The organism is Terrimonas pollutisoli (assembly GCF_029360765.1).
GTDB lineage: Bacteria > Bacteroidota > Bacteroidia > Chitinophagales > Chitinophagaceae > Terrimonas_B > Terrimonas_B pollutisoli.
Genome location: NZ_JARKNA010000019.1, coordinates 113,839 through 126,142, shown reverse-complemented (window position 1 = coordinate 126,142; position 12,304 = coordinate 113,839). Strand labels below are relative to the sequence as shown.

At 40.8% G+C, this 12,304-nt stretch carries 9 protein-coding genes; 4 read left to right on the top strand and 5 right to left on the bottom strand.

Annotated features, from left to right (window positions below; genetic code table 11):
* Positions 1-414 precede the first annotated feature (414 nt).
* From P2W73_RS22310 to P2W73_RS22295, 4 genes are all read left to right on the top strand, one after another.
* On the top strand, positions 415-897 hold the full coding sequence (locus tag P2W73_RS22310; RefSeq protein WP_276504325.1) for a hypothetical protein: 483 nt from the start codon (positions 415-417) through the stop codon (positions 895-897).
* A gap of 146 nt (positions 898-1,043) precedes the next feature.
* Positions 1,044-1,814: an MlaE family ABC transporter permease gene (locus tag P2W73_RS22305; protein WP_276504324.1), complete on the top strand. Its 771-nt coding sequence runs from the start codon at positions 1,044-1,046 to the stop codon at positions 1,812-1,814.
* Between the two features lie 6 nt (positions 1,815-1,820).
* On the top strand, positions 1,821-2,597 hold the full coding sequence (locus P2W73_RS22300; protein ID WP_276504323.1) for an ABC transporter ATP-binding protein: 777 nt from the start codon (positions 1,821-1,823) through the stop codon (positions 2,595-2,597).
* Between the two features lie 9 nt (positions 2,598-2,606).
* On the top strand, positions 2,607-3,614 hold the full coding sequence (locus P2W73_RS22295) for an MlaD family protein (RefSeq protein ID WP_276504322.1): 1,008 nt from the start codon (positions 2,607-2,609) through the stop codon (positions 3,612-3,614).
* A 197-nt stretch (positions 3,615-3,811) separates the two neighbouring features.
* On the opposite strand, the gene P2W73_RS22290 is transcribed toward P2W73_RS22295, so the two are convergent.
* The 5 genes from P2W73_RS22290 to P2W73_RS22270 all read right to left on the bottom strand — a co-directional run bounded on the left by P2W73_RS22290 (position 3,812) and on the right by P2W73_RS22270 (position 12,206).
* Positions 3,812-4,030 (bottom strand): hypothetical protein, encoded by a 219-nt coding sequence (locus tag P2W73_RS22290; protein WP_276504321.1) that lies wholly within the window; start codon positions 4,028-4,030, stop codon positions 3,812-3,814.
* Between the two features lie 24 nt (positions 4,031-4,054).
* Positions 4,055-5,614 (bottom strand): FG-GAP repeat domain-containing protein, encoded by a 1,560-nt coding sequence (locus tag P2W73_RS22285; protein ID WP_276504320.1) that lies wholly within the window; start codon positions 5,612-5,614, stop codon positions 4,055-4,057.
* Positions 5,615-5,982: 368 nt separating this feature from the next.
* A complete protein-coding gene (locus P2W73_RS22280) occupies positions 5,983-7,560 on the bottom strand; it encodes a SusD/RagB family nutrient-binding outer membrane lipoprotein (RefSeq protein ID WP_276504319.1) in 1,578 nt (525 codons plus the stop codon).
* A gap of 21 nt (positions 7,561-7,581) precedes the next feature.
* On the bottom strand, positions 7,582-10,914 hold the full coding sequence (locus P2W73_RS22275) for a SusC/RagA family TonB-linked outer membrane protein (protein WP_276504318.1): 3,333 nt from the start codon (positions 10,912-10,914) through the stop codon (positions 7,582-7,584).
* A 59-nt stretch (positions 10,915-10,973) separates the two neighbouring features.
* Positions 10,974-12,206, bottom strand: a complete 1,233-nt coding sequence (locus P2W73_RS22270; protein WP_276504317.1) for an ROK family protein — start codon at positions 12,204-12,206, stop codon at positions 10,974-10,976.
* Positions 12,207-12,304: the final 98 nt, after the last annotated feature.

The following is a 12,304-nucleotide window of genomic DNA, read 5'->3' as shown; positions in this document are numbered from 1 at the left end:
AATGAAGTGAACAGTTGTTCTTGATATTTTTTTTGGCCTTGCATAGCTCTTACACAGCAATTACTTTTCCAATTATGCCATATCAACATAATGTGCATTAGTTTTGAGTCGTGCAACAGCCACTTAAATGGCGGGGTAATAAATTCAAAAGCCAATACCACCGGGCTTTAGCCCAACTTAACCGGACAATAATGATATATATTGATTAAACTTCGGTAAGCAGTTTTAAAATAAATGGACCCAATATCACTGAGATATTTTGTCGTATTCCATTGTCAGCATTGTCTTTTTCATTGTATTTAGTTAATGTAACGTGTTGGGTTAATAAATGGGATGAGCTACATCAACAGGCCCACTAATCATTATCATTTTGAAGTAATGTCTTAGAGACGATATTTATAATAAACTTAAGTTATGAATCAGGCATACTTTCATTTACTAGTAGCTCAACTGCCGGTTCCCGGTTCTATAGCAGGTGCGCTTGTTTTAGCATACGGTCTCCGGACTAAAAGTAATCATGCAAAGATTGCTTCCTGCATCCTTTTAATAATTTCCTCTATTGGGGCGGGTATTTTTTATCTGGCTGGCGAAGCTGCCGAAGAGACAGTTGAGAAAATTCAAGGCATATTAAAAACTGCGATAGATCAGCATGAGGATTTTGCGATCATCGTGTTGGCCGCTTTAATTATACCATGCGTTATTTCCCTGATCGGGGTTTCCCTAACTTTGCGAAAAGCTTCAGTGATAAGATTTGTAGCATTAAGTACCCCGGTTATTTCATTTGTCAGTTTTGCTTTGGTAGCAAGGCCGGCCTATTTAGGCGGGAAAATAAGACATACTGAATTTTATTCCGGCAAGGCTTTGATGCAGAGTGGAGAAAATAAAGATGATGACTAAATTGGTTCAGACATCAACTCAGAAAGGATTTATCAGTTGGGACGCAGACAGAACCTCTGAAGACTGATCATACAAATGAGGGATACCAGAAAGGGGCGATGTAATTTTATACTTCGTATTTCCAAAACTTCAATTGTAGAAGTCATATGGCAGTAACGGAAAACCTGAAACTGTTTTTAATCGAAGCTGGTGACATCTCCCGCTTTACCACTCGTTTTTTTAAACAATGGTTTAAACCCCGCTATGAAATAGCTGAATTTATCAGGCAATGTTTTGTTATAGGATATAAATCATTTCCGCTTGTAGGGCTAACAGCCTTTATTATGGGGCTTGTGTTAACGATGCAGTTGCGGCCATCGATGGAGGATTATGGAGTAGAATTTCAACTTCCGGCAATTGTAGGTATTGCGATTGTCAGAGAAATAGGGCCGGTTATAACGGCTTTAATTTTTGCCGGGAAAATCGGTAGCAGCATTGGCGCTGAACTCGGCTCCATGAAGGTGACCGAACAGATAGATGCAATGGAGGTGAGTGGTACCAACCCTTTTAAATACCTGGTAGTAACAAGAGTGTTGGCTGCTACCTTAATGCTTCCTGTGCTTATATTGTTGGGTGATGCTATTTCTTTGTATGGTTCCTGGCTCGGTGTGAATATCCGTGGAAATACCAGCTTTAATTTATTCTGGACTCAGGTATTCGATAACCTTTCGTTTAATGATGTAATACCTGCCTTTGTCAAAAGTTTCTTTTTCGGTTTTGCTGTAGGTATTATCGGATGCTATAAAGGATATAACAGCAGCAAGGGTACTGAAGGCGTAGGCCGTTCAGCAAATTCAGCTGTGGTTGTATCATCTATTATGATCTTTGTTATTGACTTACTGGCTGTACAGATTGCCGATGTGCTGGGCTTTACTTAAACAAAAATGATCGCCGCAATAAAACAGGAAGTAAATACCGATAAGCTGTCGATGATGGAGCAGGTTTTGGTGATTCGTCATCTTTACAAGTCTTTTGGCAGTAATCATGTATTGGTTGATTTTAACCTCGAACTAAAAAAAGGGGAAAGTGTGGTGGTGTTGGGAAAATCCGGTTCAGGTAAATCAGTATTGATAAAATGCATTATCGGTTTACTACAGCCTGATAAAGGCAGTATTGAAATGTTTGGAAAGAATATACCGGATATAAAAAATGAGGAATTAGATAAGATAAGGGCTAAAGTTGGTTTTTTATTTCAGAGTAATGCCTTGTACGATTCCATGACAGTAAGGGAAAATCTTGAATTTCCGCTGCGCCGCCACTGGATAAAGGTTTCGCAGGAAGAAGTAAATAAAATGGTGGGTGAAGCTCTGGAAGATGTTGGCCTGGCACATACCATCAATATGATGCCGGCTGAATTATCCGGTGGCATGCGGAAAAGGATCGCATTGGCCCGTACGTTGATTTTAAAACCAGAGATCATTTTATATGATGAACCAACAACAGGGCTTGACCCGATAACAGCTAAAGAAATTATTGAACTGATGATGGAGATACAGGAAAAATATAATACCACGTCGCTTGTCATTTCCCATGATATGAACTGTGTTCGCATGGCCGGCGACAGGGTGGTGATATTGGTGGACGGCAGGTGTTATGCCAATGGCACCTATGAACAATTAACACAAAACACGGATGTTAAGGTGAAACAATTTTTTGAATAAACTAAACTTATGGCAAAACGGGTTATTAGTAACATAAAATTAGGAGCGTTCGTATTAAGCGGACTACTATTCCTGGTTTTGTTGCTATACATGATCGGAAAAGACAGGAATTTGTTTGGATCAACGTATATTTTAAAAGCAAGATTTGAAAATGTACAGGGACTTGTACCGGGAAACAATATACGCTTTTCAGGTATCCAGGCAGGTACGGTTAAAAGAATTAAAATTCTGAGTGACACTGTTATTGAAGTGACGATGATCATTGATACAAAAATGAAACCTATTATCAGGAAAAATGCAATTGCTTCTATAGGAACCGATGGCCTGGTAGGCAATAAAGTGGTGAATATTGTTCCGGCCCGGGAGCCGGGTGCATTGGCGGAAGAAGGCGATATACTGGCCTCAAAAAAAGTGGTGAATACCGATGAGATGCTGCAAACTCTCTATAAAACCAATAATGATATAGCTATTATTGCAGACAATTTAAAAACAACGGTGCAGCAAATTAACAATAGTAGTGCTTTGTGGGCTTTGCTGAATGATAAATCAATACCCCGGGATCTGCGAATTTCACTGGGCAATATACGCCAGGCAACGGGCAAAGCCGGTAATATGGCAGATAACCTGCATACCATTATAATGGATGTAAAAAATGGGAAAGGTTCAGTTGGCGCTATTTTAAAAGATACATCTTTTGCACAGAACCTGAATGATGCGATTGTGAAAATAAAAGTTGTTGGAGAGGAAGTGGACTCTTTGGCCAATGAAATAGGGAAAGTGGTGACAGGTATTCGACAAGATATAAATAATGGGAAAGGAGCTGTAAACGCTTTATTTAAAGATTCTGCAATGGTGATAAAATTGAACGCCAGTCTTGATAACATTCAAAAAGGAACCGATGGCTTTAATGAGAATATGGAAGCTTTAAAACATAATATTCTGTTGCGTGGTTATTTCAGAAAACAAGAAAAGCAAAAAAGAAAAGAAGAAGCAAGAAGCACAGTAAGTGGTAATTAATATCCTCCCTTAAACCACAAAATTACCTTTAATCGTCAGAAGTCTTGGATAAGCAGACATAAAAAAGGCCGGTTGTATAAACAACCGGCCGAAAACAACTGCTTAACGAGAACTTATATTATCAATTCCATCCTCTTATTCTATCGCTCTATAGAGATTTTTCAGGGTTTATTTTGTCTTCCCTGAATTTACTCAATTTATTTTACGTCCCAAAAGATTTTGGTAGTCAAATTGTCTTTTGATTGTACAGTCTTGTAGTTTTCTGTGTTATAAGTCAACTCGTTGCCGGCATATAGCCATCTGTAAGGTGGTTGTTTCTGAGCATTGGCATTATCCACTTCGAAGCTTAGTCCCGGAGCATCTAATTTTCGGGTTCCTTGGTTCCAATTTTCATTCTGTTGCACTACATACTGCATCTTGCAGAAAATTGTAATTCGATTTTACTTATTAATCAGTATCAGCAATTGTGGAACTACTGTCACTCCTTTAGCCACCAATTTGGATAACTCACCCAAGTTTTGAAAGTATGATCCCAATACGAGATCAATATCTCCATCTCTGTCAAAATCACCTGCTTCCATTGTGAGCCATTTACCTAAGCCTGCCCGAGGTACGGCATAGGGACTAAAATCTAAATTCCCATTATTGGATAAATAAACAAAACTATTTTCGGGTTTTTCATCATCGGAAAAGAATGCAATAGCTGCAATATCCAAATTGCCATCTTTATCAAAATCCCGCGCTATAGCTTTACAGGCGCCATACATAGGATAAAACCATTTTTCCGTAAAATTGTCATTGCTGTCATTTAAAAAAATACGTATTCCATGAAAGTTTTTCCTGGTTGTTGAAAAATCCCAGTTGTCTCCATTGGTAAGAATGATGTCCTGAAAACCATCCTTATTAAAATCAGCTAACTCAAAATAGATGACCCCATAAACCGGCGGAAATTCCAGTACTTTTTTTTCTGTAAACTTTCCTTTTCCCTGGTTGTAAAATATTGAAACCTGTTCATAAGCCTGAGCCATTAATACGACGATATCGGGTCTATTGTCATTATTCATATCCCGGATGATGGCACACCGGGCACCAGGCAATGCTTTCAAAACATTCTCCTTGCCAGGATTCATACCGTCATACCAGGCTAGTTTGCCAGTATGATTGCCAAAACCACAAATAAGAGCATCATCCTTTTTATCTTCGTTCAAGTCATCAACGGCAAATTGCACCGGGCGGCACAGTGATTCAATAAAAACACCACCCTCAGGTAAAACACTTGCTGTGTCCATGGTGGCCAGCCTGCCATTTTTTTGATCTGAGGGATTGAAGTCCCCAATCGTTAGTAATCTGGGCTTTCCTTTTTTGGGAAAGTCAATATCCGTGGGAGCACTATCTGTTTGCCAACTTTCTTTGAGTTTAAATTTTGTATTTAGGATGTATAGATTTTTTTTGGCATCACCGACAAACAGCTGTGATGTATGCTTGTCGTATTTCAACAAAGTGGTTTGCGGCAAGGGGTTATTCTCGAAATTGATAAGTTTGGTTGCAAAGTGAGAGAGCAGAGCAGGGTGGGGAAATTCTTTTTTTTGTGGTAGTGGTTGAGAGGGAGAAAGTTCTTCATAAAATTTTTTTATCGCCAACCAATCAGAATGTGGAATTAAGGTTGCTTCCGGATAAACTCCTAATTTTCTAATTATCTTTTCTTCCTGTGGTACCAAATCAGCATAGGGATTTGATCCATTTTCTCTGATGCCCAACCGCCAGGCCATATTTGGCAAAACACCTTCGATCCAGGTTTTTTTATCAAGTAATTCAGGTGATGGAAACAAGTGACAGCGCTGGCAATAATCGCGGGCAAGTATTTCGCCCCTCGTGATATCACCAGTTTCCTCCTTAATAATTGTTCCTTTATCTTTCCATTTGCAAGAGATTAATAGAGAAAAAATAGGGATGACTAAAAAGATCAATGCAATAAAAAGGAACCGTAAATTACAATTCATTTTATTTTTTTTTACGTCTTGATATCTCATTGGGCGATTAAGTTGATAAATTTAAATTGATGCCTGAAGGAAGTTTTAATTGATTCTTCAACTCTTAATTAATTTAGAGTAAAAAACTAGTTTATTATTAGTATAATCTTCAGCTACCAAAGGAAAGCCAAAATAGCAAAACTGTGTCTATGTAAACGGTGGTTTCCCCCAAGCCTTTTACGAAGTAAAATACTAGATTCTTTTAAACTTTTTCTCCTTGCCGTCATCGACATGCCTGGCTTTTCAGTTTCAAAAAAAGGCTGCCCATCATGAAGAGGGCAGCCTTTTTTAAAAATCAACTGCTATTAATACAAGAACCTATTATTTTTCATCTCTGCTTAATTGTCCCAAAACAATTTTGTTGACAGGTTATCTGTTCCTTTTACTGCCTCGTAGTTTGCGGTATTATAAGTTCGCTCATTATCTGGATAATACCACCTTGCAGGCGGAAGCGGTGCAAGGGTTGAACCGTTGTCATTCCTGAATGTAAGGACTGGTAAATTTGTTCTTCTTAATTCAGCCCAACCTTCCAATGGTTGCAGCACATTATAGTTGATCCATTTTTGAATGGCAATCAATTCCATTTTTTTGGCGGTAGTGCCTGCCCATGCTATGTTGCTTGCTAAATAGGCATTCTTTTCTGCATCCGTTACAGGAGTTACAGCAGTTTCGTTATTATCACTGATTGTCCTGAGCCAAAAGAAGAAATCGATAGATTGTTTAACAGCGTTTTCATAGGCCGTCTTTGCTGCAGCATCGTTATTGGCTTTCAGGTAGTATTCTGCCAGTAACAACTGTGTTTCGGCAGCCGTAATGAGGATACCGGGCAGAAACCTGTTTTTGCTGATGGTAGAAAAGTTATATCGTGCAATGGTATCCTTTGCAAGGTATTGACCCTGGGTAGAAGGATCAAGCATTGGATCAAGCCCCACATATTTAGGGGCCGATAATGCGCCAGGCTGGAAGAGTGCTCTCAGCCTGGGATCGTTATTGTTTTGCAGGGTATCGATCATGCCTTTGTTGGCCCTGTCATTATTACCCCAGCCGATGATCCCGCTATAAAGATCAGAATTGACGGGACTATTGCTAAGCGTAACAACCCTGAGCAAAATATTATCGGCATTCGTTGTACAAACCGGGTATTTAGAAGGGTCAGCAACTATAGCAGCCAATTCAGTATTTGACCTGGCCTGGAAGGCGGCGACACCTGATACCCGCGTCAGCATTCTAACCCGGAGTGAGTTACAGTATTTCTTCCAAAGCGATAAGTCGCCTTTGTTTATAAAATCCTGAATTTTCATCACTCCCGTCACCGAAGCTGGAACTGAGAGAGTATTTAACTCATCCGCATATGCTTTCAAATCGTCCAGCATTTTGGTGTAGATATCTGTCGCCTTGTCGTATTTGGCGAATGACGCTTTGTAATCTCCGGAGTTGGTACTTAATAACCCTGCTTCAGTCCAGGGAATATCGCCATGAAGGTCAACTACCTTTTGTGTTTGATCGTAGAAGAAAATGTCCGCCGCAATTTTATAAATGCGTTTTTCGGTTTGTTCTTCCTGTGGAGCGCTGTTGTAGACTTTGAGGAAGTCTTTGTATTGTGCGACAAAACCATAGTACCAGCCCCAGCGATCACCTACTGCCGCAGCGCCAGGTTCGTATTGTTTTTCAAAATTCTGCCAGCCTACCACCTGGGTGTAATGCAAGGCGGTGTTTTGAAGAATTACAAAATAATTCCAGTACTTATACATCGTAAATTCCATCGTGGAGCCGACAGCCCCTGCAAACTGCTTTTCAATGGTTGCTTTATCCACCGTACGCGGGTCAATATAATAATCCGCGAATTTCTGTTTTTTGCACGCCGTACCAGCTATCACAAGAGCCAGTAGTGCGCCAGATAAATATTTCAATTTCATACTTATTAGCTTTTTAGTTTTTTAGAATGTAGCTCTCAGCATTACGCCAAATGATCGGGAAGAAGGATTGGTGCCTGCATTGCCAAGATTGCTCCCCCAGGATGTACCCGTTGTAAGCTGTTCGGCGTCCATATCCTTAATCGATCTGTACAGGTAGAACAGGTTACGGCCAAACACCGAGAACTGGAGTTTGTTGGCTTTTAACTTAGCGGCCAGTTTACCGGGTAATGTATACGAAAGAGAAAGTTCCCTCATCTTGAGGTAATTGTTTTTATTGACATATTTGAAATATAAAGAACTTCCGTATTGCGGACCACCCCAGTTATAAGAAAGCCAATAATAATAAGCGGGAGAAATAACAATATTATTCGGAGACCCATCAGCTTTTACACCTTCGAGTAGTATACCATCGTTCATCACGATTTCGCCATTAGGACCCTGCGCTGCTGTAGTTCCATGTCCTACACCATTGTCATCAACATAATATTTCAAACCGCTACTGGTAGCATACTCAGGCGTTTTCAAACTTTCCTCTGTTAAGCCTCGCCCTGTCAGCCAGTACAAGCCCATGGGAGCTACGTAACCACCATAAGTAAAGTCCAACGTAAAGTCAAGATTGAAATTGGAATAACGAAGGCTATTCCAAATACCACCGGCGCCTTTGGGCATGGAATTACCATATTTGACCCATTGTGAACCATCGAGCTTATAAGTTCCATCTTCAGCAACCACTTTCTCACCTTTGTCATTAGTTAGAATAGGATGGGCAAACCAGTCACCCATCGGTTGTCCTACAACGGATGCACGTTTTAAGGCATCGCCATCATGATTCGCATGCAAAAGTTCAGTAGCCCCATCAGTAAGTTTCACCACTTTGTTTTTATTGACGGCAAAGTTTACCCCTAGTTCCCAGTTGAAAAGTCTTGTTTGCACCGGCGTACCTCTGAGTGCTAATTCAACTCCTTTATTTTCCAGTGTACCGATGTTTGTCAGGATGCTTCCACCGCCAGAACTAATAGGCAAACTGAGGTTGAGGATTTGATCCACGATGCGGGCTTTGTAATAAGATACATCCAGGCCGAGACGATTTTGCAAAAATCTTGCTTCTAAACCAAACTCATATTCATGCTTCATCTCTGGTTTAATGTTCGAATTGCCATAAGGATTGTTTCGAATGGTATTTGTTAATACCGACCCGTTACCCTGGTTGCCCAGGTTACCAACGTTGTAGGCAGGGTTGGCAACATACATTTCAGGATAAGAACCCACGATACCCCAGGATGCACGCAGCTTTCCATAATCTATAAACTTGGGAAGCTGAAATGCATCAGAAAAAATAAAGCCGGCGTTAACAGAGGGATAAGTAAAGGTGTTATTATCGGCTGGCATGGTCGATGTTCTGTCTCTTCTAACAGTCGCTTCTGCAAACAAGTAGTTTTTATAATCCAGGTTCAATGTTCCAAACAATCCATCAATCAGGAAGTAACGCTGAGAAGCACCGGTGCCAAGAGCATCGCGGGAGAAAACCATATCGAACTTGTTTTCAGTAGTCAAGCCGCCGTTGGTCCATGTGCTGTTGCTGAAATCTTCCTGTGACCTGGCGTTGTAACCTGCCATAGCAGTAGCCTGCAGATCGCTGGTGATTTTTTTGTTGTAAGTCAGCAAGGCGTCACCATATATCCACTTATTGGTAGCATGACTCATAGAAAATCCACCCGAATAATTAAATGCCAGGGGTACGGTTGCATTGGATTTGTTCATAATCCTGGTGGTAGTATAGTCGGTTGAAAGTCTTCCCTGCAGGTTAAGGCCTTTTACAATCTGCCAATCTGCTTTTACTACCGCATTTACCCTGTTTACATACTCCTCGTTGTTGTTCTCCAGTACATTCCAAAGAAATTCCGCAATCTCGCCACGGAAATTAGGATATAGGATGTTTTCATCGGGAGTAAGGCTTTGGTTACTGCCCGTTACATATTTATATCCCAAGCTCGTTTTGTATCGTGCTTTGTACCAGTCGCCATTGTCAAACGACGGGAACATGCCGCTAAAGTTGTTGATCATCCGGTCAATCATGAAGGGCCTGTTGTGGATATGCCAGTTCATGTAATTGATGATGATATTGGTGTTTACCTTATCGCCAAACTTATAGTTGTTATTAAAGCTAAAGTTATGCTTGTCGTTTTTTGAATTCAGGCTCAAACCTTCTGTATGTTGGAAGGTGTAGGAGAAACGACTATTGGACTTATCCGTTGAATTGGTAACGGCCAGGTTTACTGTTGAGTTATTTGCTTTTTGAAACAGGTTGGCAAAGCCATCTTCCTGGTAAGAATAGGGTCTGACTTCTCCATCCCATGACAGAATAGGCTGACCGTCGAATTCGGGTCCAAAACTCAGGCTGGTTTGCGGCAAGGCACGGTAAGTTGTTCCATTAACCGTTCTCGACTCAAATCCACCGTTATTTGAAACAGCGTCACCATATAATTTATAACCGACCGGAAAACCGGCACCGCGTTTTTTTTGCCATCTCGGAAGATAGGCTACCTGATCCTGAGAGTAGTTAGCGTTTAAATCGACATTAAAGCCTTTTCTACCTTTTCCACTTTTTGTGGTAATGACCATAACGCCGTTCATTGCTTCCGAGCCATACAAAGCCGCCGCCGATGCACCTTTTAATATGGTTATGCTTTCGACGTCCTCCGGATTAAAGTCCAGAATTCCGTTACCTCTTACCCGCTGGTCGCCCCAGTAATTGCCGTTGTCAAAACTACCATTGCGTACGGGTACACCATCCATGATAATTAATGGTTGACTGTTGAAGTTGATAGAGTTTACCCCCCTAACTTGTAACGAAACTCCACTTGTTGCACCGCCCGGGGTGGCAGCAATACGAACTCCCGGCGCTTTACCATATAAGGCCGTAGCGACGTTTGGTGTTCCTGACTGTACCAGGTCCTCAGCTTTAATAGTAGTAGCAGCATAGCCAATTGCCCTTTGCTTTTTGGTAATACCCAGTGAAGTCACAACTACCTCACCCAGGTCACCAGCAGTCGCCTCGATTTTGGCATTGAGCGACGTTGCACTGCCAGCACTCAGTTCTTTCGTTCCAAACCCGACCGAACTGAAAACCAGCACCGGGTTGTTTTTATCTACGGTAATAGTGTATCGGCCATTTTCATCAGTGATTGCTGATTGACTGGAGCCCTTTACACTCACCGTTGCGGACGGCACCGGCTTTCCGTCACTGTCTGTAACAACACCGGTAATGGTACGTTTTACCTGTGCCAGCAACATAATGTTACTGACCACAAGAGCCAACAGTACCAATAAGAATCGTTTGTTTCTCTTCTTCATTGCAGTTGATTTTTTTGTTTTTAAAAAAAGTGGATTACTATATGTTATTTAAGAATAACTCAATTGATGTTTTGCAAAAGCCGTTTTCTAACCTTTCTCTTTTCAATCATCGTTGCCTTTTCCTTTACCTGGCTTTCCATTACCAATGCGGCAGAACCAATTAATTCCGCATCATGACCCAGGGTGGATAATTCTATTTCGGTATTTGCTGAAAGCCATGGTATGCAATCTTTGTTCAATGCCTGTTGAATAGGGGTCTGTAACATTTTGCCTGCCATGGCGCCACGACCACTGATAATAATCGATTCAGGGTTCATTAAATGAATCAGAATAGCGACACCTTTTCCAATGTTGAAGCCCACTTCGGACAGCAATTCCACCGCAAACTGATCACCTTTCAAAGCAGCACTGATGATAGCTTTATAATCTTTTTCAAAATGTCCTGATGGAAAGTTTTTACTGAGACTTGATAAGCGACCTTCTTTTAATTCCATTTTCGCTTTTTCTATTATTACCAGTAGTGATGTTTCTGTTTCCAAACAACCGGTCTTACCACAACTGCATAATTTATTATTATTAAATAGCGGGATATGGCTGAATTCTCCTGCAAAACCGTTGTGTCCTCTGAATAATCCGCCATTCAACACCATTCCTAAACCAACTCCCCAGCCGATATTGATGACCATTGCATTTTTTCTGTTTCGGGCGGCGCCAAATCTTAATTCAGCCAATGCTATGAGACTCGAGTCATTGTCGATATATACCGGCAGTTCCAGTTTTTCGCTGAGGTATTGTACAATTGTTTTGTCCTTTGTTTGTAAAAAGGAATAATTGATTCCTTTTTCATAATCCAAAAAGCCGGGCATGCCGATACCGGCACCAATGATCTTTTTCTTGTCGATGCCCGATTTGTTGACGACATAGTTCATTTTGTCAGCTAAAATGCTAAGGGCATCAGGATTGTTTTGGAGTGGAAGTTCAAAAGCCTGTACCTCGCTAGTGTGTTTGTTTTGAACATTCATAATGGAGATACGGGTTATCAATTGGTCCATAGCCACAGAAAGAATGTAAGTCGTATCGAGGTTGATGGTATACAGCAATGGGCGACGACCGCCACTTGAAGGAGCATAGCCTGACTCGATCAGTTGGCCTTCTTTAACTAATTCATCCAAGATTTTGGCGGTGAACGGCAGGCTTTTATTGATCCGCTCACTCACGTCCGCACAGGAAAGTACATTAGAGAAATAAAACTCTCTTAAAATCAGGCCTTTATAAAACCATTTTTTACCCATCCAGCTTTGGTTGACTTTCTCAAAAAGTTAGAAATATAAATTTAGTTTTTAAAATAATTCAAAAGCTAAATATTGTTTTTAAAATTATGGTTATTCTT